The sequence below is a fragment of the Lentzea sp. NPDC036949 genome (genome assembly GCF_055608075.1).
In genome coordinates, this window is the sequence record NZ_JBVJRA010000013.1 from 150,625 (window position 1) to 175,800 (window position 25,176).

At 69.8% G+C, this 25,176-nt stretch carries 25 protein-coding genes and 2 tRNA genes; 13 read left to right on the top strand and 14 right to left on the bottom strand.

All coding sequences use genetic code 11. The features are described from left to right. The first annotated feature begins 110 nt into the window (after nucleotides 1–110). On the top strand, nucleotides 111–779 hold the full coding sequence (locus ACZ7CD_RS31440) for an HNH endonuclease (protein ID WP_458433966.1): 669 nt from the start codon (nucleotides 111–113) through the stop codon (nucleotides 777–779). Nucleotides 780–798: 19 nt separating this feature from the next. On the opposite strand, the gene ACZ7CD_RS31445 is transcribed toward ACZ7CD_RS31440, so the two are convergent. After that, nucleotides 799–1,416, bottom strand: a complete 618-nt coding sequence (locus ACZ7CD_RS31445; RefSeq protein ID WP_470380312.1) for a DUF2345 domain-containing protein — start codon at nucleotides 1,414–1,416, stop codon at nucleotides 799–801. Nucleotides 1,417–1,876: 460 nt separating this feature from the next. Here ACZ7CD_RS31445 and ctaJ point away from each other — a divergent pair, with 460 nt between their 5' ends. Both ctaJ and ACZ7CD_RS31455 read left to right on the top strand, forming a co-directional pair. Further along, entirely contained in the window at nucleotides 1,877–2,122 is a 246-nt protein-coding gene (ctaJ, locus tag ACZ7CD_RS31450) for an aa3-type cytochrome oxidase subunit CtaJ (protein WP_360399583.1), read from the top strand. Beyond that, nucleotides 2,109–2,588: a DUF5130 family protein gene (locus ACZ7CD_RS31455; protein ID WP_458433965.1), complete on the top strand. Its 480-nt coding sequence runs from the start codon at nucleotides 2,109–2,111 to the stop codon at nucleotides 2,586–2,588. Before ctaJ ends, ACZ7CD_RS31455 begins: the two co-directional genes overlap by 14 nt. A 953-nt stretch (nucleotides 2,589–3,541) precedes the next feature. Here ACZ7CD_RS31455 and ACZ7CD_RS31460 read toward each other — a convergent pair. Both ACZ7CD_RS31460 and pepN read right to left on the bottom strand, forming a co-directional pair. Continuing rightward, complete coding sequence (locus ACZ7CD_RS31460) at nucleotides 3,542–4,726, bottom strand: hypothetical protein (RefSeq protein WP_470380313.1); 1,185 nt, start codon at nucleotides 4,724–4,726, stop codon at nucleotides 3,542–3,544. An 84-nt stretch (nucleotides 4,727–4,810) separates the two neighbouring features. Then, the gene (gene pepN / locus ACZ7CD_RS31465) at nucleotides 4,811–7,372 is read right to left on the bottom strand and encodes an aminopeptidase N (protein WP_360399574.1); all 2,562 of its coding nucleotides are present in this window, start codon (nucleotides 7,370–7,372) and stop codon (nucleotides 4,811–4,813) included. A 163-nt stretch (nucleotides 7,373–7,535) separates the two neighbouring features. Between pepN and ACZ7CD_RS31470 the strand changes: the two genes are divergently transcribed. The 4 genes from ACZ7CD_RS31470 (at nucleotide 7,536) to ACZ7CD_RS31485 (ending at nucleotide 11,777) form a co-directional block, all read left to right on the top strand. Next, entirely contained in the window at nucleotides 7,536–8,144 is a 609-nt protein-coding gene (locus ACZ7CD_RS31470) for a mycothiol-dependent nitroreductase Rv2466c family protein (protein ID WP_470372145.1), read from the top strand. Between the two features lie 224 nt (nucleotides 8,145–8,368). After that, the gene (locus ACZ7CD_RS31475) at nucleotides 8,369–9,721 is read left to right on the top strand and encodes an aldehyde dehydrogenase family protein (protein ID WP_470372146.1); all 1,353 of its coding nucleotides are present in this window, start codon (nucleotides 8,369–8,371) and stop codon (nucleotides 9,719–9,721) included. A gap of 41 nt (nucleotides 9,722–9,762) precedes the next feature. Further along, nucleotides 9,763–10,977 (top strand): GNAT family N-acetyltransferase, encoded by a 1,215-nt coding sequence (locus tag ACZ7CD_RS31480; RefSeq protein WP_470380314.1) that lies wholly within the window; start codon nucleotides 9,763–9,765, stop codon nucleotides 10,975–10,977. 56 nt (nucleotides 10,978–11,033) lie between these two features. Next, nucleotides 11,034–11,777 carry a hypothetical protein gene (locus ACZ7CD_RS31485; RefSeq protein ID WP_458433961.1) on the top strand — a complete coding sequence of 248 codons (744 nt, stop codon included), beginning with the start codon at nucleotides 11,034–11,036 and terminating at the stop codon, nucleotides 11,775–11,777. Nucleotides 11,778–11,844: 67 nt separating this feature from the next. Here ACZ7CD_RS31485 and ACZ7CD_RS31490 read toward each other — a convergent pair whose 3' ends face one another. Then, nucleotides 11,845–12,645 carry an Fpg/Nei family DNA glycosylase gene (locus ACZ7CD_RS31490; RefSeq protein WP_360399559.1) on the bottom strand — a complete coding sequence of 267 codons (801 nt, stop codon included), beginning with the start codon at nucleotides 12,643–12,645 and terminating at the stop codon, nucleotides 11,845–11,847. Between the two features lie 3 nt (nucleotides 12,646–12,648). Further along, on the bottom strand, nucleotides 12,649–13,107 hold the full coding sequence (locus tag ACZ7CD_RS31495; RefSeq protein WP_360399556.1) for a ribose-5-phosphate isomerase: 459 nt from the start codon (nucleotides 13,105–13,107) through the stop codon (nucleotides 12,649–12,651). Between the two features lie 27 nt (nucleotides 13,108–13,134). Here ACZ7CD_RS31495 and ACZ7CD_RS31500 point away from each other — a divergent pair, with 27 nt between their 5' ends. Next, on the top strand, nucleotides 13,135–13,815 hold the full coding sequence (locus ACZ7CD_RS31500) for a 2-phosphosulfolactate phosphatase (RefSeq protein ID WP_470376005.1): 681 nt from the start codon (nucleotides 13,135–13,137) through the stop codon (nucleotides 13,813–13,815). After that, the gene (locus ACZ7CD_RS31505; RefSeq protein ID WP_470380315.1) at nucleotides 13,812–14,420 is read left to right on the top strand and encodes an MBL fold metallo-hydrolase; all 609 of its coding nucleotides are present in this window, start codon (nucleotides 13,812–13,814) and stop codon (nucleotides 14,418–14,420) included. The genes ACZ7CD_RS31500 and ACZ7CD_RS31505 overlap by 4 nt, the downstream gene beginning before the upstream one ends. Here ACZ7CD_RS31505 and ACZ7CD_RS31510 read toward each other — a convergent pair. From ACZ7CD_RS31510 to ACZ7CD_RS31520, 3 genes are all read right to left on the bottom strand, one after another. Further along, nucleotides 14,401–14,736 carry a histidine triad nucleotide-binding protein gene (locus ACZ7CD_RS31510; RefSeq protein ID WP_360399547.1) on the bottom strand — a complete coding sequence of 112 codons (336 nt, stop codon included), beginning with the start codon at nucleotides 14,734–14,736 and terminating at the stop codon, nucleotides 14,401–14,403. The two genes, ACZ7CD_RS31505 and ACZ7CD_RS31510, sit on opposite strands and share 20 nt — an antisense overlap. Before the next feature lie 206 nt (nucleotides 14,737–14,942). After that, nucleotides 14,943–15,281, bottom strand: coding sequence for a VOC family protein (locus ACZ7CD_RS31515; RefSeq protein ID WP_470372150.1), 339 nt, complete (start codon nucleotides 15,279–15,281; stop codon nucleotides 14,943–14,945). A gap of 196 nt (nucleotides 15,282–15,477) precedes the next feature. Next, nucleotides 15,478–15,548, bottom strand: a tRNA-Gly gene (locus ACZ7CD_RS31520). A 62-nt stretch (nucleotides 15,549–15,610) separates the two neighbouring features. Between ACZ7CD_RS31520 and ACZ7CD_RS31525 the strand changes: the two genes are divergently transcribed. Further along, nucleotides 15,611–15,684, top strand: a tRNA-Pro gene (locus ACZ7CD_RS31525). Nucleotides 15,685–15,794: 110 nt separating this feature from the next. Here ACZ7CD_RS31525 and ACZ7CD_RS31530 read toward each other — a convergent pair. From ACZ7CD_RS31530 to ACZ7CD_RS31540, 3 genes are all read right to left on the bottom strand, one after another. Continuing rightward, complete coding sequence (locus tag ACZ7CD_RS31530; protein WP_360399541.1) at nucleotides 15,795–15,974, bottom strand: hypothetical protein; 180 nt, start codon at nucleotides 15,972–15,974, stop codon at nucleotides 15,795–15,797. Between the two features lie 58 nt (nucleotides 15,975–16,032). Continuing rightward, nucleotides 16,033–16,512, bottom strand: coding sequence for a LacI family DNA-binding transcriptional regulator (locus ACZ7CD_RS31535; protein ID WP_470380316.1), 480 nt, complete (start codon nucleotides 16,510–16,512; stop codon nucleotides 16,033–16,035). Nucleotides 16,513–16,759: 247 nt separating this feature from the next. Further along, on the bottom strand, nucleotides 16,760–17,602 hold the full coding sequence (locus tag ACZ7CD_RS31540; protein ID WP_360399535.1) for a DUF5677 domain-containing protein: 843 nt from the start codon (nucleotides 17,600–17,602) through the stop codon (nucleotides 16,760–16,762). A gap of 218 nt (nucleotides 17,603–17,820) precedes the next feature. Here ACZ7CD_RS31540 and ACZ7CD_RS31545 point away from each other — a divergent pair, with 218 nt between their 5' ends. The 3 genes from ACZ7CD_RS31545 to ACZ7CD_RS31555 all read left to right on the top strand — a co-directional run bounded on the left by ACZ7CD_RS31545 (nucleotide 17,821) and on the right by ACZ7CD_RS31555 (nucleotide 21,705). Continuing rightward, nucleotides 17,821–18,369, top strand: coding sequence for a DUF4365 domain-containing protein (locus ACZ7CD_RS31545; protein WP_360399532.1), 549 nt, complete (start codon nucleotides 17,821–17,823; stop codon nucleotides 18,367–18,369). Beyond that, nucleotides 18,366–19,499 carry a hypothetical protein gene (locus ACZ7CD_RS31550; RefSeq protein WP_360399529.1) on the top strand — a complete coding sequence of 378 codons (1,134 nt, stop codon included), beginning with the start codon at nucleotides 18,366–18,368 and terminating at the stop codon, nucleotides 19,497–19,499. The genes ACZ7CD_RS31545 and ACZ7CD_RS31550 overlap by 4 nt, the downstream gene beginning before the upstream one ends. Before the next feature lie 415 nt (nucleotides 19,500–19,914). After that, on the top strand, nucleotides 19,915–21,705 hold the full coding sequence (locus tag ACZ7CD_RS31555) for a hypothetical protein (RefSeq protein WP_470380317.1): 1,791 nt from the start codon (nucleotides 19,915–19,917) through the stop codon (nucleotides 21,703–21,705). Nucleotides 21,706–21,768: 63 nt separating this feature from the next. On the opposite strand, the gene ACZ7CD_RS31560 is transcribed toward ACZ7CD_RS31555, so the two are convergent. The 3 genes from ACZ7CD_RS31560 to ACZ7CD_RS31570 form a co-directional block, all read right to left on the bottom strand. Further along, nucleotides 21,769–21,945 (bottom strand): hypothetical protein, encoded by a 177-nt coding sequence (locus tag ACZ7CD_RS31560; RefSeq protein ID WP_470372152.1) that lies wholly within the window; start codon nucleotides 21,943–21,945, stop codon nucleotides 21,769–21,771. Nucleotides 21,946–22,102: 157 nt separating this feature from the next. Beyond that, a complete protein-coding gene (locus ACZ7CD_RS31565) occupies nucleotides 22,103–23,572 on the bottom strand; it encodes a PKD domain-containing protein (RefSeq protein WP_470380318.1) in 1,470 nt (489 codons plus the stop codon). A 12-nt stretch (nucleotides 23,573–23,584) separates the two neighbouring features. Further along, the gene (locus ACZ7CD_RS31570; RefSeq protein ID WP_360399518.1) at nucleotides 23,585–25,087 is read right to left on the bottom strand and encodes a PKD domain-containing protein; all 1,503 of its coding nucleotides are present in this window, start codon (nucleotides 25,085–25,087) and stop codon (nucleotides 23,585–23,587) included. Between the last annotated feature and the right edge of the window lie 89 nt (nucleotides 25,088–25,176).

Consider the following 25,176-nt stretch of genomic DNA (forward strand, 5'->3'; position numbering starts at 1 on the left):
GCGCTGGTTCACCCCGGGTTCGATCACACATCCGTGACGCGTCACTTATCACACGTGATTTTTTCCTGGTAAGTGTGGTCTCCTAGGGCTGAACCGGTGGAGGTGGTCGCGTGCCAGACCGACAACCGACCCCTATCGGCGCCTCGCCACCAGGCGAGACGGCGCCGACGGTCCCCCCATGCCGAAATCAGCCCGAGCTGCGGGCAGTGCCCGACGGGGGCCGCGACGGGGGAGGTTCCGGTCCGACGCCGGCGGTGTTCCCCTGGGGCAGACGCAAGGTCCTGCTGCTCAACGCCACGTTCGAGCCGCTCACGGCGCTGTCGCTGCGCCGGGCGGTGGTCCTGGTGGTGTGCGGGAAAGCCGAGGTCGTGCACGGTGACGCCTCCGGGCTCGTGCTGCACTCGTCGAAGTCCGAGGTGCTCGTGCCCTCGGTCATCCGGCTGAGCACCTACGTTCGCGTGCCCTACCGCGGCCGCGTGCCGATGACCCGTGCCGGGCTCATGCACCGCGACCGCTACCGCTGTGCTTACTGCGGCGGACGGGCGGAGACGATCGACCACGTCGTGCCGCGTTCGCGTGGCGGACCTCACACCTGGACGAACTGCGTCGCGTGCTGCGCGAAGTGCAACCACCGCAAGGCGGACAAGCTGCTGTCCGAACTGGGCTGGCGGTTGCGCGTCGTGCCGGCCGCGCCCCGTGGTCCGCACTGGAGACTGCTCGCGGGTGTCGCCGAGGCCGACCCGCAGTGGTTGCAGTACCTGGGTGAACCCGCGGCCTGAGCTGCCGCCCCCTGGTGGTTCAGGCCGCGAGGGTGAGCTCGTCGCGACGGGCCGTGATGCGGACCGAGTCGTCGTCGCACGCCGTGATGCGGACGGAGTCGTCGGTCGCGGTGATGCGCACCGAGTCGTCCGTGGCCGTGATCCGGACCGAGTCGTCCGTGGCAGTAATCCGGACCGAGTCGTCCGTGGCCGTGATCCTGACCGAATCGCTCGCCGTGATGCGCACGGAGTCGGTCATCGTGATGCGCACCGAGTCCCCGGCCGTGATGCGCACGGAATCGGCCGCGGTGATCCGAACGGAGTCGTTCGCCGTGATGCGAACGGAGTCACTTGCGGTGATACGCACGGAATCGTCCTTGTAGCTCGGAAGAGTGACGGACAGGGCCTGGGGGCGGGTCATCGTTGACATTTCGTGTCCTCCAGGACGCTCGGGGCGGGTGCGCAAGACCCGTATAGGTGAAAAGCTAGGAGGTGGGTGTTCCGGGAACAAGACCCCAAACCGGCACCCGTTCGCCGCCGACCGGGTGAGGACTGACCGGGTGTAACCGCTGCGCCGCACGAGAGTGCTCATTGGCTCTACTGGTCGGTACGCACACGCTCCGTGACGTGAAATTCGGCCTGAAGTGATGTGCGTCATAGTGCAAATGGAGTGCTCAGGCGGAAAAACCGGGACGTTTTCCGGTGCTATATCACAGGAACAGCACTCGCGGGTGGTTTTGAGCGGGCCCGAACGGTCCGAATCCGGTCACCACGCCGGTGACGGTGATCGCGCCGGCGCGGTCGTACCGCTGGTCGTCCCGCATGTGGACGCGCGAGAGGACGGGACGCGGTCGTCCGGTGAGTCGTTCGTGGGATGTGGGGGTGACCGGAATGCTCGCCGAGAGGTGCAACTCGTTTGGGGCCTGACAACGTCGTCACTGCTGGTTGTCGTCGCAACAACAGCAGTGCTCTACTCCAACCAGGTCTTCCTCAAGGGCGAACCGGGTGGTTCACGGGCTCGTCCGGTGCGCGGTGCTCCCGGCTCTGCTAGCCCTCGCGGCTCGCCGCGCGGTGGCCCGGCCACTCGTGCGCGACCGAGTTCGGCTACGGTACCGCCCGTGACCATCGTGGAGACCGTTCTCGTCTTCGCGCTGATCCCGCTGGCTATCTACGGCGTGATCACGCTGCTGACGGTGAGGCCAAAGGCCACCCGGATCCCCCGGTACCGGCCCGGCCAGGAGTGGGGCTACGCCCCGGTGTGGTGGAGCGCGAACCCGGCCGGGCTGAGCGCGGACCACCGCGGTTCCGCCGAGTCCGCCGCGGCGGGTTCGACTGCCAAGGGAGGCGCTCGTGGCAACTGGTAAGGCCATCGCGGCCGTTGACCCGTCGTCGCTGCCGCTCGGTGCGGTCGTGACGAACAGCGGTCGCGTCTCCGCCGCCAAGATGTACGAGCCGCACACCCCCGAGCTGCCGTTCTCGCCGACCCAGCTCGCGCAGCTGGACGAGGCCCTCACGCTGTCCAGCCGCGCGACCGGGCTCGACTTCAGCGTGTACCTCGGCGAGCTGGGCAGCTCGTCCCGCCAGCGCGCCGAGGAGCTGCACGCCTCGACCGAGCGCCCCTCGCACCACGTCCTCGTGGCCGTCTCGCCGGGCGAGCGCGTCGTCGAGGTCGTGACCGGCGAGGAGTCGCACCGCCGCCTCGCCGACCGCGGCGCCAAGCTCGCGGTGATGAGCATGGTCGCGTCCTTCAAGGAGGGCGACCTCGCCGGCGGCCTGGTGTCCGGTCTGCGCATGCTGACCGACCAGGCGGGCAACGCACCGCGTTCCTGACCCGACCTCGCGACAGCCCCCGGCCACCTCCGGCCGGGGGCTGTCGCCGTGTCAGGGGCTCAGCCGCGCGGCGACCTGGTTCTGCGCCACCACCAGGTCGGAGATCCGCTCCCAGCCGAGCCGGCGGTAGAGGTGCACGCCGTCGGCCGAGGAGAACAGCAACCCGGTGTCCGCGCCGTCCGCGAGCGCCTCGTGCACCAGCGTGCCCATGACGACGCTGCCCAGCCCGCGCCGCCGGTGCCCGGCCGCGGTCTCGATCCGGTGCGCCACCGCGTCCGTGCCGACCACGGCCATCAACCCGCTCGCCGCGAGCTCACCGCCGGCGAGCACCCGCACCCGCAGCACGGGCTCGCGCGTCACCTCCACCGCGTACCCGGCCGGCGGCGCGGGCAGCGGGTGACCGGCGAGCGCACGCCGCATGAACGTCTCGTCCGGCCGCGCGACGACCAGCCCGGCCCGTTCCAGCTCGCCGACCACCTGCGCCGGGTCGGAGGTGGGCACGCTGAGCCAGTTCGGTTCCCGCGTCGCGGCCACGAGCGCGGCCAGCTCCGCGACCTCGGCCTCGTCGGTGGCGAGCCACTCGTACTTCCGGTGCGGCCGGTCGACGTGCACGACGAGGTGCCCGTCGCGAACCTCGGACGTGAGCCCGTCGGCGGCGGTCCAGCCGCGGTGCCAGCGTTCGACGAGCGTGCCGATGTGGTTCACGTTCCCCCTTGCGGTGATCGCTTCGTGCCGGCTCTGCGCCGAATCGGTGAGGCGGCTGCGCCGGTCCGCCTCGTCGCGCCCCGCGTCGTTCCTGGCGACGACGAGGTCCGCGACCCGTTCCCAGCCGTGCTCGCGGTGGTCGTCCCCGGCCACGACCAGCCCGGTCCCGCTCCGCAGGACCGTCCGCTGCGGCTGCAGCTCCAACCCGTTGCGCAGCAGGGTCTTCGCGACCTCGGCCGGCGAGTGCGTCACCACCGCGATCCGCTCACCCCGCGTCGACACGGCGGCGTCGGCCGCCACCAGGTCGAGCTTCCAGCGGCGGTTGTCGGTGAGCACGTGCTCGCCCGCCTCGGCCAGGCGGCCGGCCAGCTCGTCCAAGGCGGACCTGCGGTCCAGCTCGGTGGAGGCGCAGTCCAGCTCGACCACCACCCCGTTGGCGCGCGACAGCTCCACGACCTCGAAGAACAGCTCACCGACCGACTCCAGGGCAGTGCGGGCGTTGCGCCACCCGAGCGTCGACCCGGCCGCGCGGGCGTCTGCCAGACAGGCCAGGAAGGAGTCGAAGTGCCGGCCGAAGTACTGGCCGGGCCCCGCAACGCCTCGCTCAGCGCCAGGTACAGCCCGGGTTCGTCGGTGACGTGCCCGCCGTCGAGGTGGAACGTCCCCGCGCCCAGCTCCGCCGTGCTCTCCCAGTCGACGAACGTGAGGTCGAGCCACGACCGGCGTTCCTCGGTGCCCAGCTCCGCCCACAGCCCGCGGTGCCGTGGCTGGCCCCGCCGCCAGAGGTCCCACACCGCTGCCGCGGCGGGCGACGGCCGTTCCCGCCACCTCGGCACGGGGTGCGAGCCCGACTGGTCGAGCACCACGTCGAACCGTCCGTCCGCGCGGGGACGCACCTCCGTGATGTCGAGGTCGAGCCGGACTTCGCCCATCACGCGCCCGGTGACGTCCAACGCGCGCACACCGGTCCACAGGTCATAGCGGTCGCACGGGAGATCCGGCGTGTCGCAGCCGAGCACCGTGACCGGCGGCCACGACCAGCCCTCCCACCTGTCCGGCAGCCCCTCGACCTCGCACCGGCCCACGAGCCGGTGCCCCTGGAAGACCCGGTACCGCGGCTGTGCCGGCCGGTGCAGCGCCTGCGGACGGTCTTCCTCCTGCAGCGCGACGGAAGCGGTGACGACGACGTGGTCGGCCTCCTCCCGCACGACGGGGTCGAGCACGTCCCAGAACCACAGCCACTGCCGTCCGTCGAGCACCTCGATCGTGAAGCCACCGGACAGCGCCGCCACGTCCAGCTCACCGCGCAGGACGAGCTCACGGCGTTCGAGCGGGAGGGCTTCCGCGAACAGCCCCTCGACGTCCTCGGCCCCGGTCAGCACCTCGTGCAGCTCGTCGTCGCCCACCTCGTACCGCCGCACCACTTCCCACATGATCCCCCCAGCCCGTGAACAGCCGGCCGACGATACGCGGAAGCCCCGCACCGCGCGAACGCGTTGCGGGGCTTCCAGGACCGGTCAAGAGCGGTCGAACTCCTGTGCCGCAAGAGCGCGCACGATGCCCGCACGGCCTTCGGACACCAGGCGGCGCAGGGCCGGCGGGTGCTCGTCGGCCAGCCACGCGTCAGCGGCCTCCACAGTGGACTTCGCGATCGACCACGCCGGGAACATGCCGACCACCATCGACTGCGCGCGTTCCGAGGAACGGCGGTCCCACACGCCCTTCACGTCGGCGAAGTAGCGCTCGACGTACGGCGCGAGCAGCTCCTTCTGCGAGGGGTGCGAGATGCCGGCGATGATGGCCTCGCTGACCGCGTTGGGCAGGTCGTCGTCGTTGACCGCCCGGTCCCACGCCTCGTCCTTGGCCTCGGCCGTCGGGCGCAGGGCGCGGGTGGACTGGGCGCGGCGGTGACCGGTGGAGGTGGGGTCGCGCTCCTCCTCCGCGGCGATCTCCGGCAGGTCCGCCCTGCCGTGCGCGACGAGGGCCTGCAGCAGGCGCCAGCGCAGGTCGGTGTCGACCTCAAGGCCTTCCAAGCCCGCGGAACCGTCGTACCAGCCGCGCAGCACGTCCAGAGTGGACTCGTCCAGCACCGAGGAGGCGAGCGCGTTCACGAACGCCAGCTGGTGGTCCGAACCCGGCTCCGCGGCCCGCGCCAGTTCCAGGGTCTTCGTGACGAACCGGCGCCAGCCCTCCGCGCGCCACGAGTCGTCCGCGTAGGACGACAGCGAGGTCTGGGCCTGCAGCAGGAGCCGCTGCACGACACCGACCTCCGACTCGGCGTGCAGACCGCCGAGCACCAGGTTCACGAAGTCGCGGGCCTTCAGCTCGGCCTCGCGGGTCATCTCCCACGCGGCCGACCAGCACAGCGTGCGGGGCAGCGGCTCCGCGATGTCGGAGATGTGGTCGATCAGCCCGGCCAGCGAGTCGGGGTCCAGGCGCATCGTGCAGTACGTGAGGTCGTCGTCGTTGACCAGCACGATCTTGCCGCGGTGCACGCCGACCAGCTCGGGGACCTCGGTGCGGTCGCCGGTGACGTCCAGCTCGTGGCGGTGCGTGCGGACCAGCTTGCCGCTGCCGTCGTCGTCGTACACGCCGATGGCGATGCGGTGCGTGCGGAACTCGCCCGCACCCGGACGTGCGCCGCCCTGCAGCACGGCGAACTCGGTGAACTTGCCGTCCGCGTCGACGGTGAACTTGGGGCGCAACAGGTTCAGGCCGGTGGTCTCCAGCCACTGCGCGCTCCACCACGACAGGTCGCGGCCGGACGCCTCCTCCAGCGCGCCCAGCAGGTCCGCGAGCGTCGCGTTGCCCCAGGCGTGCTTGGCGAAGTAGACCCGCAGGCCCGCCAGGAAGTTCTCCAGGCCGACGTACGCGACGAGCTGCTTCAGCACGGAAGCGCCCTTGGCGTAGGTGATGCCGTCGAAGTTGACCTCGACCGCCTGCACGTCCGGGATGTCCGCGGCGACCGGGTGCGTGCTCGGCAGCTGGTCTTGCCGGTACGCCCACGACTTCTCGATCTTCGCGAACGTCGTCCACGCCTGGCGGTACTCGGTGGCCTCCGCCTGCGCGAGCACCGACGCCCAGGTGGCGAACGACTCGTTCAGCCACAGGTCGTCCCACCAGCGCATGGTCACCAGGTCGCCGAACCACATGTGCGCCATCTCGTGCAGCACGGTCTCGGACCGGCGCTCGTAGAGGTAGCGGGTGACCCGGCTGCGGAAGACGTAGTCCTCCAGGAACGTGACGCAGCCCGCGTTCTCCATCGCGCCCGCGTTGAACTCCGGCACGAAGCACTGGTCGTACTTGCCGAACGGGTACTTCACGCCGAACGCCTGGTGGAAGAACCCGAAACCCTGCTTGGTCTCGGTGAACAGCCGCTCGTGGTCCATGTGCGGGGCGAGCGAGGCGCGGCAGTAGATGCCGAGCGGGATGCGGAAGTCGCCGTCCACGAACTCGTCGCGCCATTCCGCGTACGGACCGGCGACGAGCGCGACGATGTACGTCGACATCGGCTTGGTCGTGGCGAACGTGTGCACGTCCGCGCCGCCCTCGCCGTCCTCGGTGCCGGTGATCTCGCCGTTGGAGATCACCTTCCAGTCGTGCGGCGCGGTGACCTTCAGCGAGAACACCGACTTCAGGTCCGGCTGGTCGAAGCACGCGAACATGCGCTTGGCGTCGGCGGTCTCGAACTGCGAGTACAGGTACACGCCGCCGTCGACCGGGTCGACGAACCGGTGCAGGCCCTCGCCGGTGTTCATGTACCGGCAGTCGGCCTCGATCGTCAGCTCGTTCGTCTCCGCGAGGTCCGACAGCCGGACGCCGTCCTCCTCGCGGTAGTCGGAGACGTCGATCTCCTCGCCGTTCAGCACGGCCCGGTGCACGGTCGCCGCCACGATGTCGATCCACGAGGAAGCACCCGGAGTCCGGCTGCGGAACACCACGGTGGTGGTGGAGCGGAACGTGTCCGAACCCGGCTTTCCGCCGCCGTCGGTCAGGTCCAGCTCGATCCGGTAGGACTCCACTTCCAGCAGCCCAGAACGTTCCTGGGCCTGGTCGCGGGTGAGGTTGGGCGCGGCCACTGTTCACCTCGTCTGCCACGCGTGTGGTTACGCGCTGACGTCGTCGGGAATGGTTATGACTCCCGCATCCAATCACGGAACCGGCGTGCGGGAAGAGATGACGGGGTGATCTGGTTGGGCTGTTGGGGGGGCAACCCCACCTACCGTGACTGAAGGGGCACCCATGGCTGAGAAGGCCAAGGTCGATTTCTACTTCGACCCGCTTTGTCCGTTCGCGTGGATCACCTCCAGGTGGATCCTCGAAGTGGAGCAGGTCCGCGACATCGACCTCAGCTTCCACGTGATGAGCCTGGCCGTGCTGAACGAGGGCCGCGACCTGCCCGAGCAGTACAGGGAGCTCATGACCAAGGGCTGGGGTCCCGTCCGCGTGGCCATCGCGGCCGAGCAGAAGTTCGGCAACGAGGTGCTGCCCCGGCTCTACGCCGCCATGGGCACCCGCATCCACAACGAGGGCAACCAGGACTTCGACGACGTCATCAAGCTGGCACTCGCCGACGCCGAGCTGCCCGCGGAGCTGGCAGAGGCCGCGCACTCGACCGAGTACGACGAGGAGCTGCGGGCCTCGCACCACCGCGGCATGGACCCCGTCGGGATGGACGTCGGCACGCCGACCATCCACATCGACGGCGTCGCCTTCTTCGGCCCGGTGCTCACGAAGATCCCGCGCGGCGAGGAGGCCGGCCGGATCTTCGACGGCGCCCGGCTGCTCGCCGGCTACCCGCACTTCTTCGAGCTGAAGCGCACTCGAACGGGTGACTTGGACTTCAGCTGAGGTCCGTGCCGCGGCTTCGTCGACGCGCGGCGAATTTTCGGGGCGACTTTTCTGCCGGGGTGCCGGCGGACGTGGCGCCGCGCCGAGGTTTTTCACGACCCGGTGCGGCGCCACCGCCGTTTCACCGGAGCGGGCGTGCGCATGGCCGATGACCACCGCCCACCCGATGTGACAGTCTGGACGTCGTCCGCGCCAAACCTGTCACATCCGTCTGGAGGGCTCTCGTGATCGAGGTCGTCAACCCCGCCACCGAGGAAGTCGTCGGCACGCTCGCCGAAGGCACGCCGGCCGACGTCGACGCGGCCGTGGCCGCTGCCGTCGCCGCCTTTCCGGCGTGGTCGCTGACGGCGGTGCCCGAGCGGGTGAAGGTGGTGCGGGCGATCGTCGACGGGCTGCGAGAGCGGGCCGACGAGCTCGCGGCCACCATGACCCGGGAGATGGGCACGCCGCTGGCGTTCAGCCGGAAGGTGCAGGTCGCGAACCCGATCGGGATCGCGGAGGGTGTCGCGGACGTGCTGGAGCGCGGGTACTTCGAGCCGGAGGAGATCGGCAACTCGCTGGTGCTGCGCGAGCCGGTCGGGGTGGTCGCGGCCATCACGCCGTGGAACTTCCCGTTGCAGCAGATGGTGGCGAAGGTCGTCCCGGCGCTGGCCGCGGGCAACACCGTGGTGCTCAAGCCGAGCGAGCTGGCACCGCGGACCGCAGACCTGCTGGCGGAGATCGTCACGAGCGCCACGCCCAGCGGGGTCTTCGGCCTCGTGCACGGCACCGGGCCGGTGGCCGGGGAGGCGCTCGCGGCGCACCCGGACGTCGACATGGTGTCGTTCACCGGGTCCACGCGGGCGGGACGGCGGGTGTCGGCGGTGGCCGCCGAGACGGTCAAGCGGGTCGCGCTGGAGCTGGGCGGCAAGTCGGCCTGCGTGGTGCTCGACGACGCCGACCTCGGGCGGGCCGTGAAGATCGCCGTCGGGAACTCGTTCATGAACAACGGCCAGGCGTGCAGCGCGTGGACGCGGTTGCTGGTGCCCGCCGACCGGCACGACGAGGCGGTGCGGTTGGCGGTCGCCGCGGCGGCCAAGTACGTGCCGGGTGACCCGGCGGAGCCGGCGACGCGGATCGGGCCTGCCGTGTCCGCCGCCCAGCGGGACCGGGTGGTCGGCTACATCCGCAAGGGTGTCGAGGAGGGCGCGCAGCTGGCGGCCGGTGGGCCGGACGCGCCGTTGCCGAAGGGGTTCTACGTGGCGCCGACGGTGTTCGGCGGGGTCACGCCGGAGATGACCATCGCCCAGGAGGAGATCTTCGGGCCGGTGCTGTCGGTCATGCCGTACGCGGACGAGGACGACGCGGTGCGCATCGCGAACTCCACCATCTACGGGCTCGGGGGTGCCGTGTTCTCCGCGGACACCGACCGCGCGCTCGCCGTGGCCAAGCGGTTGCGCACCGGGCAGGTCGACATCAACGGCGGTGCGTTCAACACGAGCGCGCCCTTCGGCGGGTACCGGCAGTCGGGCAACGGGCGCGAGTTCGGCAGGTTCGGCCTCGACGAGTTCTGCGAGATCAAGTCGATCCAGCGGTAAATGAGCTGCGGAACCGGCCGTGGCGGCGTATCACTGCCGCCATGGCCGACTCGACGCTGAGCATCAGGACCATCGACCGCTCTGACCTCGACGACTTCCGGCGGGTGTTCGCCTGGGCGTTCCTCGACGAACCGCGCGACAGCGAGCACCGCTGGACCAAGGTGCTGGAGCTCGACCGCACCCACGCGGTGTTCGACGGTGACGAGATGATCGGCACCGGCGGGATTCTCAGCCGCGAGCTCACGGTCCCCGGCGGCGCGCTCACACCGGTCGGCGCCGTGACCGTCGTGGGCGTCAAACCCGGCCACAGGCGCCGTGGCGTGGCATCGCTGCTGATGAAGACCCAGCTGCACCAGATGCACGAAGCGGGCGACTCGATCGCGATCCTCTGGGCGTCGGAGGGCGGGATCTACCGGCGGTTCGGCTACGGCGAGCACGCGTCGAGCCGGTCGATGATGACGATGCCGACGCGCATGCCGTTCCACCCCGGCGTGCGGGTCGGCGACGCGCGCATCCGGCAGGTCACGCGCGACGAGGCGCTGCCGTTCATGCGCGAGGTCCACGACCGCGTGCGCCGCACCAGGACCGGCTGGCTGAGCCGGGTCGAGAGGTCGTGGGACGTGCACCTGTCCGACGACGAGTCCGACCGCAACGGCCTCTCGTCCTACCGCTACTGCCTGCACCCGCAGGGGTACGTGGTGTTCCGCGTGAAGCACGAGTGGGACAACAGCGGGCCGCGCAACGAGCTGCACGTGCGCGAGCTCGCGTGCGAGACCGAGCAGGCGTACGCGGACCTCTACCGGTTCCTGCTCGACGTCGACCTGGCCGCTCGGATCTCCTTCTACACCGCCACCGATGAACCGATCTTGCACATGGTCGCTGACCCGCGGAAGGTGCGCCAAGAGCTCGGGGACGCGCTGTGGCTGCGGATCGTCGACGTGGACCGCGCTCTGCCGCTGCGCCGCTACCTGTCCGATGTGGACAGCGTGCTGGCCGTCGAGGACGCGTTGTGCCCGTGGAACTCGGGCCGCTGGCGCCTCACGGTGAAGGGCGGTGAGGCGGTCGTCACCCGCACCGAGGACCCCGCGGACGTGTCGCTCGACATCGCCGCGCTCGGCAGCGCCTACCTCGGCGGCGTGCGGCTTTCCGTGCTCGCACGAGCACATCGCGTGGTCGAGCACACGCCAGGGCATGTCGACGCGCTGACGTTGGCGTTCCTCAACACACACGAACCGCACTGCCCCGAGGTGTTCTAACGGAACTCTGGCCCGCTTTTGCTCGTTGACGGTTTGTCTGCCGTGGGAGGTAAACCGTGGGCACGATCGTGTGGGTCGTTGTGCTGGTGCTGCTGGTCGCCGGCGTGTTCTACCTGGTCAGCCAGAGCAACGCGCGCAAGGCGCGGGAGCTCGACGACGCCAAGGCCGAGGCACGTCGCTGGGTCGAGCGGCTGGGTGGTCAGGTGATGAGCCTCACCGGCAGCAACACCGCCTCCACCCAGGCGCTGGCCGACGCCTCCGAGCGCTTCACCGCCGCCGGTTCCCAGATGGAGCAGGCCCGCACGATCCCGCAGGCCCGCCTGGTCACCCAGACCGCGATGGAGGGCCTGCACTACGTCCGCGCCGCGCGTGAGGCCATGGGCATGGACCCCGGTCCCGCGCTGCCCGAGATCGCGGGCCAGAAGCAGGCCGGTGCCGTCAGCGAGGACCGCCGGGTCACCGTCGAGGGCCACGACTACGCCGCCTCGCCGCAGTCGGGCGCGGGCACGCCGTACTACTACCCCGGCGGCATGGTCGCCGGCCGCCCGGTGCCCCGCGGCTGGTACTCCGAGCCGTGGTGGAAGCCCGCGCTCGTGGCGGGTGCCTGGGGCGTCGGCACGTTCCTGCTGATGGACGCCATGTTCTCCGGCATGCACGGCATCGGCGACTACGGCGCGGCCGACCTGGGCATGGGCGCCGACGCGGGCATGAACGACATGGGCGGCGACTTCGGTGGCGGCGACATGGGCGACTCGGGCGGCTTCGACTTCGGCGACATGGGCGGCGGGTTCGACTTCTAGCCGGGCCGTGAACGACACGAGGCCGCCCCCGCACACGCGCGGGGGCGGCCTCCGTCGTTGTCGGGTGTCAGGCCTGGCAGACGGGGCACCAGAACAGGTTCCGCGCCGCCAGCTCCTTCGTCAGCACCTCGGTGCCGCACACCAGGCACGGCTCACCGGCCCGCCGGTACACGTACACCTCACCGCCGTGCCGGTCCACGCGCGGCGGGCGCTTCATCGCCCGCGGCATGTGCTCGCGGCGCACGGTGTCGATCCGCCCGACCTTCACGCCGTCCTTCATCAGCACGACCAGGTCGTTCCACAGGTCGTCCCACAGCTCGCGGCTGACCTCGGTACCCGGCGTCATCGGGTTGACGTTGTGCCGGAACAGCACCTCGGCGCGGTAGACGTTGCCGACGCCCGCGATGACCTTCTGGTCCATCAGCAGCACGGCCAGCGACTGGCGGGAGCGGCTGACCCGCTCGTGGGCCAGGTCCGGCCGCGCGTCACGGCGCAGCGGGTCGGGGCCCAGACGAGCCCGGATGGCCTTGACCTCGTCGGCGTTCAGCACCTCGCACGCCGTCGGGCCGCGCAGGTCGGTCCAGTGGGTGACGCCGACCATGCGCATCCGCACCTGGCCGACCGGTAGCAGCACGGGCGGGGTGTGCTCGGTGAACGTGCCGTAGAGGCCGAGGTGCACGTGCACCACCGCGTCCGGGCCGTACACGTGGAACAGGTGCTTGCCGTGCGCCTCGGCGCGCACGAGCGTCCGTCCGTCCACAAGGGACGCCGAGAAGCGGCCCTGTGGACTGGAGACGGCCACCGGGGCACCCGCGTACCGGCGCTGGTGCAGCCGCGCGAGGCGGTGCAGGGTGTGGCCCTCTGGCATCGGTCAGCCGGTCTTGCCGGAGTTCTCGTAGGCGCTGACCTGGTCGATGCGCCGCTGGTGGCGGGCGTCGCCGGAGAACGGCGTCTCGAGGAACGCCACGACGATCGCGGTCGCCTCCTCCGCGGTGTGCTGGCGGGCGCCGATGCCGACCAGCAGGGCGTCGTTGTGCTGGCGGGCCAGCTGCGCGGTGTCGACGTTCCACGCCAGCGCGGCGCGGGCACCCTTCACCTTGTTCGCGGCGATCTGCTCGCCGTTGCCGGAGCCGCCGATCACCACGCCGAGGCTGCCGGGGTCGTTCACGACCCGCTCGGCGGCGTCGACGCAGAACGACGGGTAGTCGTCCAGGGCGTCGTACTCGTGGGCGCCGACGTCGACGACCTCGTAACCCTGCTCCTTGAGAGCCGTGGACAGGTGGGACTTCAGCTCGAAGCCAGCGTGGTCTGCTGCCAGATAAACGCGCACGTCACGGAGTCTGACACGCTGGTGCCCATGTTCAGCCAGGAGGGGTACCGGCTGCGGCTGGAGTGGGGGCCCGAGGGGATCGACGCGCTCAAGGGCTGCGACGTGCTCGTGGTGGTCGACGTGCTGTCGTTCACGACGTCGGTGGACCTGGTCGTCGGCAACGGGGGACAGGTCCGGCCGTCGCGCTGGGGACCGGAGTCCGGGCGGACGCCGCGACCGGCGTCACTGGCCGGGGCGACCGGGCTGGTGGAGCTGCCGTCGCCGAACGGGTCGAACCTCAGCTCGCTCGCGGCCGCGACCGGTGCGCACGTGCTGGCGGCCTGCCTGCGCAACGCCGAGGCCGTCGCGGAACGCGCCGCGCAGCTGGGCGAGGTCGTCGGCGTGGTGCCCGGTGGCGAGCGCTGGGGCCTCGACGTCCTGGGCACCGGGCCGCGCGAGTTCGGCCCGCTGCGGCCGTGCGTCGAGGACCACCTGGGCGCCGGCGCGGTGCTGGCGGCGCTCGCGAGCCGGCTGCCCGCGGGTCAGGCCTCGCCCGAGGCGGAGCTCGCGATCACGGCGTTCACGCACGCCGACGTCGTGCGGGCCGTGCGGGAGTGCGGGTCGGGGCGGGAGCTGACCGGGAACGGGCACGCCGCCGACGTCGAGCTGGCGGTCGCCCTCGGGGTCAGCCGGGTCGTGCCGCAGCTGGTGGAAGGGGTCTTCCGGTGATCGAGATCGCGGACGGCGTGTTCGTGCTCCGGCACGCCGAGCTGGACCTCACCCTCGGCCTGATCACTGGATCGGGTAATTCGCTGCTGGTGGACTCCGGCATGGACGAGGGCCTGGCCGAGCGGCTGAGCCCGTCGCGGATCGTGCTGACGCACAACCACTTCGACCACGTGCTCGCGACGGAGGCGTTCCTGCCGTGCGAGGTGTGGGCGCACGAGGACTGCGTGGTCGACGAGAGCCTGCTGGAAAGCCGCGCCCGGTACTACGACGAGCCGTTCACGGGCAGACTCGTCGCGCCGACGCACACGTTCCGCGACAGCACCACGCTCGACGTCGGGGGCCGCCGGGTCGACCTGCACCACTTCGGTCCCGCGCACACCTCGCACGACGTGGTCGTGCACGTGCCGGACGCCGGCGTGGTCTTCGCGGGCGACCTGGTCGAGGAGGGCGCTCCCGCGCAGGCCGGTCCGGACGCGACGCCGGCGAACTGGCGGCACGTCCTCGACCGGGTGCTGGCGCTCGGCCCGCGCATCGTCGTGCCCGGCCACGGCAACCCGGTCGACGCGGCGTTCGTGCGCGCGATGGCTATCCCGGCGGCCAGCTGAGGCCGCGCCCGCCGAGCACGTGGCAGTGCACGTGGAACACGGTCTGGCCGCCGTCGCGCCCGGTGTTGAACACGAGCCGGTAGCCGGACCCGTCGACGCCCTCGGCCTTCGCCACCTGGTGCGCGGTCGCGAGGACCTGCCCGGCGAGCAGCGGGTCGAGGTCGCCGACGGCCCGGTGGTGCTCCTTGGGGATCACCAGGACGTGCGTCGGGGCCTTGGGGTCGATGTCGCGGAACGCGAGTGTGGTGTCGGTCTCGGCCACGACGGTCGCCGGGATCTCACCCGCGACGATGCGGCAGAACAGGCAGTCGGTCACCCCGCGATGGTATTGGTCCCGTTGGACCCTGTTGTTCCTGGCGCGCGACGGTCAATCATGTCGGGGTGAAGGGCGCCAAGCTCCTGCTCGTGGTGCGGTGCCTCATCAGCTTCGCGATCGGCGTGCTGCTCGTCGTGCTCGCCGTCCGCTTCGGTGAGGCGCTCTGGCGGGCCTTCCACTCGTGATCGCCTTTGGACGAACCTGCGCTAGTCGCGCACGAAGCAGAACTCGTTGCCCTCGGGGTCGCGCATCACCTGGAAGCTGCCCTGTTCGTCGGTGTGCACCACGCCCTCGCGCGTGCCGCCCAGGTTGACCGCCCGCACGACGGCGGCCTCGATGTCGTCGACCTGGAAGTCTAGGTGCAGCCGGTTCTTCACGTCCTTGCGCTCGGGCACCGGCTGGAACGACATCCGCACCCCGCCCGGCGGCTCCACGTGCGCCCACCCGAGCGCCCGCTCGACGGGCTCACCGCCGAGCAGCTCCGCCCAGAACCGCACGAGCGTCGCCGGGTCGTTGCTGTCGATGACGATCTGTTCCAGCCTCACGTCTCCACCAGGTCCTCTCGTGCCCAGTCGCGCAGCCTACCTCCGCGGCCATGGCGAAGATCGTTGTTTTCGGGGCCTGCGGCCAGGCCGGACGGGGGCGTGGCGGTGAGCGCGGTGCACGCAGGTCGGGATCGTCTCGATGTGAGCCGCATCACGAAAAAGGGCCGAGTGCGGGTGCACTCGGCCCTTCGTGTCGAGCGGGCGACGGGAATCGAACCCGCGTAGCTAGTTTGGAAGACTAGGGCTCTACCATTGAGCTACGCCCGCTTGCCGCCCGTTGTCGGGGCTGCGATCGATACTTTAGCGGGTGGCGGTAAGCTTGGTGCAACCGGGGCGTGGCGCAGTTTGGTAGCGCACCCGCTTTGGGAGCGGGGGGTCGCAGGTTCAAATCCTGTCGCCCCGACGGTTGAAAGCGCAGGACAGGGCTGGTTTCCCGGATAGGGGACCGGCCCTGACTTGTCTCCCAAGGGTTCTGAGGAGAATCTGGGGAGACGATCATGGTTTCGGAGATCACTACGCCAGCCCCTGAGTCACCCGGCGGACGTCGTCTCGAGCCAGCTCGTTGACCTTCCGGGCCCGCGCCCGCAGCAGCTCGTCCAGCGCCGCCACCAGCGACCGCGGGCTCACCGCGAACCGGGCGTCCAGCGACGCTTCCCACGCAGCCGTCAGGTCGTCGAGCAGTCGGACGCGCATCTCCTTCGTGGTGTGGTCGCAGCGCGCCTGAACCGAGCCGTCGAGGTGTCTTAGCCGGTCATCCATCAGCGGCGGCGGCGTGCCCACGCTTCGCATGAGCGTCTTGTGCGAGTGTCGCATCCCGTGCGGCGTAAAGCCTTTCGCAATCGGCACCCAGCACGAGTCTAGGCCGCCCGCCCGCCCGCGTTGCGGCCGCGCGCCGGCACTCCAGGCCACGGCTCGCCGAGCACCGGAACCGGCCGGGCATTGTGCGGCGCCTTCTTCGGAACCAGCCCATCACCGCAGGCTGGAACAGCCACGTCGCGAACCCGTTTCGGCGCCAGTGAGCCGCCGTCTCCCCGTCGCGTGCACTGCGGACGAAGCCGAGCTCGGCGATCGCCTTCTCCACCTGCAACCGCGTCGCCTCGGCAACGCGGTCCGGGTGGTTGAGCACGTTCGAGACGGTGCCGCTGGACACGTCGGCCCGACGCGCGACGTCGACGAGCTTTGCGCCTGGTCGACGGGCTGCGCCGTTCGCCATACCCAGGCTGCGGAACACGTACGTCCGGCCGTGGCAGGCACGGCTTCGGGCCGGTGCGGGCGATGTGGTCGGAGATGAGACGCGACAGGAACGCCAGCATGTCGATGTCGCGGTACGAGTCGTCCTTGGGTGGGCAGCGGTGCAACTCGCTCGTGTCCAGTTCGTACAGCTACCACTGCACGCGGATCGACCGCAGCTGGGCTTACTCGGTCTCCAGGCCGACGAGTTCGCCCCACCGGCCCTTACCCGATGAGGTACGCGCCGGTTAGGCGCCGTCGGGCTGCGCCACGACTGCAGCACGTGCTCGAAGCCGAGCCTGGCGGTCGGCAGACGCACGACGGATCCAAGCGTCAGGATGCAACTTGAGCACGGGTGCGGTGCCAAGTTGGCGTGCGATAGCGCGAAGCCGCTCGCGGTGCGGGCGATCGCGATCCAGCATGTCTGCTGCACGTGAGGCCCACATGCAGCTCACGCCTAAGATCCACATGCGCGAGTTGTCGTTCAGGGGCTTGTTGGGCTCGACACTGACCACAACGTGCTCGCCTGGGCGCAGGTAGGAATCCACGATGGCAGGCCCGGCGTGCGTCAGGCCAGACAGGACCCGATAGAGCGCGTATAGCTGGGGCCCAAGCGGCGCGAAATCTCCGCAAAGTTGCTGGAACGACCGGGCAGCGCCATCAGCCGATGAGTGCTCGAACGCTGGCGGCTTGTCCAGCACCGCAGCCACCTCCTCGGCGTTTCTCAAGCCACTCTCTAGAAGCGTCCTCGCGAAGTTCCGTCGCTGCCGCTCGTGCTCGTTGGCGAATCCCGCCACAGCTGCGTCCTCGTACTGACTGATCCACTGGGTGGTCAGTCCATGTTCCAAGGCGCCGCGGACCAGCGGTACGGCCTCCAAGTCCGCGCCGGCGTCGCTGAGGAGCAGTGCGGCCCGTGTCAGCCGGTGCGTGTGAGCTGCGAGACTTAGCACGACCGCCAGTCTGGCCGGCGTGACCTTTCGTCCTCGCCCAACCGACGCGAGTGCAGATGGACGGTCTTCCCAGATCGTCAGCAGTTCCTCGAGTGTTGCCCGCAACGCGGGGTCTTTCTTGGGATCATCACGGTGCGCCATCGGCGTGGATCACCTCCTTGAAGATCGCAAGTTATCCACAGCTTGCGATCGATCTCCGCTGATCATGTCTGCGCTCGGTTACGGTTGCGAGCAGGTTGAAGCTGACCTCTGAGATTGATCTTATTCCTCCGTTTGGGTGACTACTGCGAGGTTTCCCGAATGTCGATCTTGTTCGCATTAGTGTGCTGCCGTTCCGCCACCGAGCGGGGAGGGAGCCTATGGACGGAGACGAGCAGGATGCGATTGAGGGGGTGCAGGATGGAGGACTGCCTCCAACTGCACGTCAAGAGCAATTCCACATCGCCTTCGTGAGGATGGTCGCGGCGGCGGCTGGGTTCTACGTCAAAGACCACACCACCGACTACGACGGTGTTGACATCACCGTGGCTTCCTCGGCCAGGTACAGGCGCTTCTACTGCCCGCAGTTCGAGCTGCAGCTCAAGTGCACGACGCAGCGGGATGTGGTCGGTGAAGACGAGGTGTCGTGGCAGATGAAGCGCAAACCGTTTCTAAAACTTGTGGGCGATGACCGGTACATCCCCGCGCTTCTGGGCATCCTTGTCATCCCGGCCGACGAGCCGGTGCTCCACGTGACTGACGACCACTTGCTCACCCGCAGTCGCATGTACTGGCAGTACGCGAGTGAGCTCGGTGACATCGCAGATGGCGTCGCCAGCAAGACAGTGAAGCTACCGAGAAGTAACCTCTTCGATGTAGAGGGTTTGAAGGGCATCATGCAGAGGATCGGCGACGGAGGTGAGTGGTGAAGCTTGACTCCATCAGTGAACTTTTCACCGAACTTCAGCCAGCCACCGTGCACCAGTACCTCGCCGCCAACGAGTGGCAACTCGAGCTTGAGGTTCCCCATGTCAAGGAGATCTGGCGGCTGGGGGACGACGCCAGGATCATGCTGCCGCTAGCCACGAACTACGCCGACTTCGGTCCTCGCTTCAAGGACACGCTGTTCATGCTGGCCGACGTCTACGACTGGGACGCAGACGAGCTCGTCCAGAAGATCCTGGCTACTCGAGCGGACCTGTTCTACGTCCGCCTCGACCAGGTGATGACCGATGGCACCCTGCCGTTCAGACAAGCACATGACGCGCTGGAAAGCCTCTACAAGATGGTGAAGGCAGCGGCGACCACGGCGTACGACCCGACGCATTCCCATCGAGGGAAGCGCTCCGCGACCGTCAACGAGTTCCTCGATGACGACGTCCGCCTCGGTCACACCAAACGCGGAAGCTTCGTCTTCACGGTCGTAGCGCGTCTCGGCGAGCCAGCGCCAGTTCACACTGACGATGCGCCAGCGGTTAACTTCCCGCGTCTCGTCATGCAAACGTTGGCTACAGGCCTGCACACGGCGAAGAGCCTCTCGTTGGAACCTGACCCGCAGGTCATCGAGCACGCCGCAGAGCATGGGCTCAGCGCGAACCTTGTCGCTTCGCTGCAGGAGTTGACGGACACGGGGACGCTCCGCGAGCTCGACCTGTCGTTCGACTGGTCGACCTCGCTCCCCGCCCCAGAGGTGCCAGCCTCTCGCATCGTTGTAGATCGTGACGCGATGGCCGGTCTGCCGAGGGTTCGAGAGCGGCTGATCCGCCGTGAAGAGCCTCCTCGAGTGGAGACGTTGATCGGCAGAGTCCGATCGCTGACTCGTGAAGAAGAGGACGATCAAGAAGAGACCATGATCGTCCTCAGTACCGAAGTCAACGGCCGCTCCCGCAAGGTCCACGTGCCGCTCAGCGGGCAAGACTACGAGTGGGCCATCTACGCCCACCGCGAGAAGCTCCCGTTCACGGTGACCGGCGAACTAGCGTTCGAGAAGCGGGCATGGCGTTTGACCGGGCCAATCACGGTCGACTCTAGCTTCTTGGAACACCACCAGAATCAGTGACGCCAGCCAATTTTGGTTCGACGGTGTGAACTCGGTCCGTGGGAGAATTTCGGGAGACGTTCTCCCACGAGAGAGCAGTTCCTGCCGAGTCAGGCCGATGCAGACCGACGGCTTGACCTGCGGTGATGTTTCGGGGTGCTGGTCGGGGGAGTGGCCGTACCTTGTTTGGGAGCGGGGGCGCAGGTTCAAATCCTGTCGCCCCGATCGGTTGCCGAAAACCCGCAGCGCTCGCCGCTGCGGGTTTTCGCCTTCTCCACCCCCGCAGGTAGCGGCTGGCCCACGTCGCCAGCACCCGCGCCACGTACGTCGCGTCCGCCCGGTCGGCCAGCAGGTGTTCCACGTGGGCGGTGTCGGCGGAGGCGCCGATGGTCGACGACCGCGAAAAGCGTTTCTCCACGTCACTACTGTCCGGTCCGTGCGCTACCAGTACCTCGACGCCCGGCTGCGGCAGGCCTTCGACGACGCCGGGCTCAGCCGGTGCCAGCGGGCGTTGCTGCAGGGCGTGCTGCGCGCGCTCGACCCCGATGCGCACCTCGGCGAGCACGTCGCCGGGCTGGGCAGTGCGTTCCTGGCCGTCCAACGCGCGCAGACCGCCCTTGCCAGCCACGCCGCCGAGGACCACCCGCGGTGGAACCTGCTGCGCCGCATCATCAGCACCTCCGTCACGGTGATGGACGCCGCCGCGCCCGCCTACGCGCACGGCGGTGCGGAGGAGCTTGCCGAGGCACGGCGGACGTTGCTCGACGTGGACGCCGCCATCGCCGCCGACGGGCAGAAGCTCGACCCCGCCGTCACGGCCGCGGCTGCCGCGAAGCTCGACCCCGAGGCGCTCAGGGCCGCGGTCGAGCGGTGGCTCGCTCCACTGTGGAACGGCGTCGAGCTGCCGTTGCGGGCCAGGATGATCGCCGAGGTCGCGGTGGTCACGGCCGACCACGGGCGGGACGGGCGGCACCTGCGCACCGACCTGTTGCGGTTCCTCAAGAAACCGGACGACCTGGCGCAGGTGCTGTGGCCGCTGCCGCGCAGGCACGTGGTGGCGCTGGTCGTGCGCGGGGCCAGGGTGCTGCGGCACCTCGACGAGCTGCTGCCGGGGGCGCGGCAGGAACCGTTGCACCGCAGCAGGTTGCCGAAGGACGACTTCCTCAAGGACGTGGTCACCGGCTCGTCGGCGCTGGTCCGGCTGCCGGTCACGGCCGCGGACGCGCACACCGCGGCGGTGCTCGGCAGGCGGGTGCTGAGCGAGGCGCTCGACCAGTACGCGGCGGGGGAGCGGCTGACGGAGCTCGACATCGCGCCGGTGTGGCAGGTCAGCGGGCCGACCGGGCGGGTGACCCGCGGCGGGGAGCACCAGCGCACGGTCGGCAACGCCTACCCGCTCACCCCGTACTGGCCGGGTGAGCTGCGGTCGGCGATGCGGGTCGCGAACCTGGCACGGCAGGTCGACGCGCCGATGGCGGCCGCGGGGCTCGCGTGGAGCGCGCTGGAGGCGACCGGGCTGGACCCGAGCCGGATCGGCTGGCTGGCCAAGGCGTGCGCGCTGCAGGTGTTGCGGCAGCACCTGGTCAGCCTGCACGTCGTCGTCACCCACCACGACCGCGAGCTGAGGGCACCGCTCGACGCGCACGTGCCGACGACCGGGGTGAAGCACCACCTGAGGTCCGTCGACGCGTGGCTGGAGGTGCTCGTCCGGCACCCCCGGCCGAACGAGCGGCTGAAGGCCGCGCAGGACGCCGTCACCGCGCTCGCGGAGAGCGAGGGCGGGCTGGTGCCAGACCTCGTGGAGCTGTGGCGGTCGCGGCTCGCGGACTCGAACGCCCTCGCGGACTGGTTGCAGGAGCAGGAGGACACGGCCGCGGCACTGCTGGAATGGCTCTACGCCACGCGGAACCTCGCCTTCCACGCCGGCACGTTCGCCGCGCCCGGCGACGTGCTGACCGCGCACGCCGGGCAGGCGCTCGCCGACCTGGCGCTCGAGTTCCTCGGCAACTGGCGCACGCGGGAACGCCGGCAGGGCCGGGACGAGACGCCCGCGCTGGAGGTCTACCGCCGCCTCGCCCAGCGCAAGGACCAGCTCACCGCGCGACTGCGGCGGGCGAACTCCGTGCGCAGGCTCAGCGTCGAGGACATCTCCGGGCCTGACGAGAAGTGGTGGACGCGGGGCGAGGCCAACGGCGACAAGGTCAAGGCCCGGCTGCCGAAGGCCTGACGGCCGACACGGGTCGTGGGTGGTTCCTGGACGAGAGGAACCACCCACGACCCGTTTCACGCATCAGGCGGCCTGGTGCCCGTTGGGCACCTCAGGCTCGTGGCGGTGCGTCATGCGGTGCCACCACGACCGCGGCCGGCCACCGCTGCGGTAGTACTCCTGGACGCGGCGGGCGTCCTCGCGCAGCGCCGCCTGCCGGTAGTCCATCTCGGCCTTGATCGCCTCGGGCGTCCACTCCACCTGAACCAGCTCCTCAGTTCGCTTCGTTGACGAGACCGAGGTTGCCCCTGAGGGATGGCCCCTCACATCGAACGATCACCCAAGGCTGCGCCGCGAGACCCCTTACTCAGCCGAAAGCGCCCGGGTGGAAGGGTTCCACCCGGGCGCCTGAGGCGTGCTAGCTCACGCGCGCGGTCGTACCGGGACGCACGGTCGTGGTCGTGGCCTGCGCCTGGTTGTCCGCGGGCCTCGCGTCCTGGTACCAGTCGGGGGACGAGGCCACCGCCCGGAACGTCACCTGGCCCGCCGCGGCGTCGGCGGCGGAGTAGGTGTACGCGAACACGAACTCGGTGCGGGCGGTCGGTGAAGCGGCCACGCGCTGCAGGGTGTAGCCGATCTCCTGGCCTTGGGCGCCGTTCGCGCTGACCTTGTAGAGCGTGACCTTGACGTTCCCGTCGTGGTGGGGGTTCGCCACGTACGCCTTGATCGTCTTGGTCTGGCCGGCCCGTGCCGCCTCCGGCACGGACAGGGCGGTGATCGCCAGGTCGTGCGTCTCGACCGTCAGCTTCTCCGGCACGCTGCTGCCGGTGCGGCCGTCGGACGTCGTCGCGGTCACGGAGACCGAGTAGTCACCGTCCTTCGCGTACCGGTGCCTGATCCGCTCACCGGGCACGATCGGCGCCGACCCGCCGTCGCCGAAGTAGACGGTGCCGCTGACCAACGGCCGCTGCTCACCCGCGGACGGCACGAACTCGACGTCGGTGTAGATGGTCGGGTTGTTGGGGTACGGCGACAGCCACGGCCGCAGCGGCGCAGCGGTGCTGAACTCCACGAGCGCCGGCTCCGCGTCCGCGGGCGTCTCCGCCACCCGGACCAGGTAGGACTCGCCGGCCTCGGCCGAGAAGACCGACCGCATGCCGTTGCGCTCGTTGTCGTCCGTGGACACGCAGTCCACTTCGGACAGGTCGGCGGCGCGGTACACGCTGACGGCGCCCTCGCTGGCGAGGACCTGGACGAACCTGCTGCTGGTCGGGGCGTAGCGGTACCAGACGGACTGCGTCGCCGCCGGGTCGCAGCTCGCGGACAGCTCGCCCGGCTCCGCCGTCGTGCGCCGCAGGTCGACGTCGTGCCTGCTCGGCACCGCGACCGCCGCGGCGTTCGCGCGGTTGTCGTTCGACAGGCCGGGAACGCCGCGGAAGTCGATCAGGACCGGGCCGCCGCCGGAGTAGTACTCGACCACCATCACGTGGTAGGTCGTGCCCGCTTTGACCGCGAACGTGTCGTCCCTCGGACCGTTCGCGGTGCAGGCGCCCTCGACCGGCGTCAGCGCGCCGCGCTCGCCGGTGAAGACGCCGTAGAACGGCCCGTACCGCTCGCTGTGCGTGGCCAGCCGGACGAAGCCGTCGGCGGGTGCGGTGTAGCGCAGCCACACCGACCCCGTACCCCAGTAGTTGCAGGCGTTCGGGTCGTCGGCGGCCTTGGTGGCACCGGTGGTGTCGACGGTGGCCGTGAACGGCAGTGCGGTGACGTCAAGAGCGGTGTCGAAGTCGTCGTTGCCCGGTGCGGCGTGCGCGACACCCGGCACGGACAGGGCGAGCAGGGCCGCGGCACCGAAGGCCAGCGCACGCGTTCTGATGGACAGTCTCATGATCCCCCCAGATCAGTTCAGGACGGCGGCGGCGGCGAGTGCGGGACGCACGGTGGTCGCGATCGCGATCACCTCGTTGTCGCCGGTGTTCGCGTCGTACACCGGGTACTCCAGCTTCACCTCGGCCTTGAACGTCACCTTGCCGGTCACCGCGTCCTCCGGCGTGAAGGTGTAGGAGAACGGGAAGCTCACCTTGCGCGTCGGGTGCGCGGGCACGTCGAGCTTCAGCACGCCGACCTCACGCCACCACTCGCCGTCGTGCTTGTAGAGCCTCACCGTGGCCTGCTCCAGGTACCGGGTGTTGCCCACCTGCACGGTGATCTGCTTCTGCTGCCCGGCCCGTGCCGAGGTGGGCACGGTGAACTTGGTGATGCCGACGTCGTGCGTCTTGACCGTGACCTCGACGGTGTCGGTGGAGACGCGGCCGTCGGACGTGGTCGAGCGGATCGCCGCCGTGTACACGCCGTCCTTGGTGTACCGGTGGTTCCGGTCGGTCTCCTCGCTCGCGGGCAGCGTGGTGCCGTCACCGAAGTCCCACTCGGTCAGCACCGGGTCGTCGAAGTCGTTGCCGGTGTAGACCCGGAACGGGATGGTGTCGTTGACCGACGGACCACCCGACGTGGTGGAGTAGCTGAGGTTCGTCGTGAACGCGGGTGCTTCCTTCAGCTCCAGCGTGAACCGGGAGTCGTCGCCGGCGCTGCTGACGAGCTGGAAGAAGTAGGTCTTGCCGCCCGTGAGGCCGACTGCCTTGCCGTTGTAGGCGGACGTCCCGGTGCACTTGCGCAGTTCCAGCCCGCCCAGTGCGGCGCCGTCGAAGACGCTGATCACCGGGCTGCTGCCGCCGCTCGACTTGACCTGCACGACCACTGACTGGTCCTGGGCGGGCGTGTAGGAGTACCAGACCGACGGCCGGCCCTCGGAGCTGTGACAGGCCGCCGCGTACGGCTCGGCGTCCTGGGCGGAGGCCAGCGAGAAGTCCGGACCGGGTGTGGAGAACGGCAACGTCACCGGCTGCGCGTTCGCGAAGTCGTCGTTGGCCAGCGGGGAGATCCGGTCGAGCGCGAGCTTCAGCGCGCCACCGGTCACGTTCTGCCCGGTCACCATGAAGTGGTAGGTCTCGCCCGCGGTCGCGCGGAACGTGACCGGGTCGGTCCGGCTGCGGCTGCAGCCGTCGGAGTACCAGTCGACGTGGCGCAGCTCGTGCCGCGGCCCGGTGAGCGTCGTGACCACCAGGTCTCGGCCGCTGCCCTCGGTCTTGAGCCGCAGCAGGCCGTCCTCGGTCGCGGTGTAGCTGAACCACACCGAACCGCTTGCGACGTAACCGGTGCAGTCGTACGGGTCGTCGAGCGCCTTGGTGGCGGACGTCGTGTCCTGTTCGGTCACGTACGGCAGGGCGTTGATCACGGTGGGCGTGTCGAAGTCGTCGTTGGTCGGTGGTGCCGCGTGTGCCACACCGGGCACCAGCACCCCGACCAGGGCGACGGCCGCGACCGCCGCTGATCTCCAGGAAGGCATGCGAAAGTTCCCCCAAGTCCCCAGACCCCGGCCTTGATGGCAGGGGTACCCCGACCCTAGATCGCGACGGATGGGGTGTTCGTTGCACG

Bases quoted from the DNA above. Each gene is read 5' to 3' on its own strand.
- ACZ7CD_RS31445 (WP_470380312.1), bottom strand. From the start codon at position 1,416: ATGACGCACATCACTTCAGGCCGAATTTCACGTCACGGAGCGTGTGCG.
- ACZ7CD_RS31460 (WP_470380313.1), bottom strand. From the start codon at position 4,726: ATGTGGGAAGTGGTGCGGCGGTACGAGGTGGGCGACGACGAGCTGCAC.
- ACZ7CD_RS31470 (WP_470372145.1), top strand. From the start codon at position 7,536: ATGGCTGAGAAGGCCAAGGTCGATTTCTACTTCGACCCGCTTTGTCCG.
- ACZ7CD_RS31480 (WP_470380314.1), top strand. From the start codon at position 9,763: ATGGCCGACTCGACGCTGAGCATCAGGACCATCGACCGCTCTGACCTC.
- ACZ7CD_RS31490 (WP_360399559.1), bottom strand. From the start codon at position 12,645: ATGCCAGAGGGCCACACCCTGCACCGCCTCGCGCGGCTGCACCAGCGC.
- ACZ7CD_RS31500 (WP_470376005.1), top strand. From the start codon at position 13,135: ATGTTCAGCCAGGAGGGGTACCGGCTGCGGCTGGAGTGGGGGCCCGAG.
- ACZ7CD_RS31530 (WP_360399541.1), bottom strand. From the start codon at position 15,974: ATGCGCGTCCGACTGCTCGACGACCTGACGGCTGCGTGGGAAGCGTCG.
- ACZ7CD_RS31540 (WP_360399535.1), bottom strand. From the start codon at position 17,602: ATGGCGCACCGTGATGATCCCAAGAAAGACCCCGCGTTGCGGGCAACA.
- ACZ7CD_RS31545 (WP_360399532.1), top strand. From the start codon at position 17,821: ATGGACGGAGACGAGCAGGATGCGATTGAGGGGGTGCAGGATGGAGGA.
- ACZ7CD_RS31565 (WP_470380318.1), bottom strand. From the start codon at position 23,572: ATGAGACTGTCCATCAGAACGCGTGCGCTGGCCTTCGGTGCCGCGGCC.
- ACZ7CD_RS31570 (WP_360399518.1), bottom strand. From the start codon at position 25,087: ATGCCTTCCTGGAGATCAGCGGCGGTCGCGGCCGTCGCCCTGGTCGGG.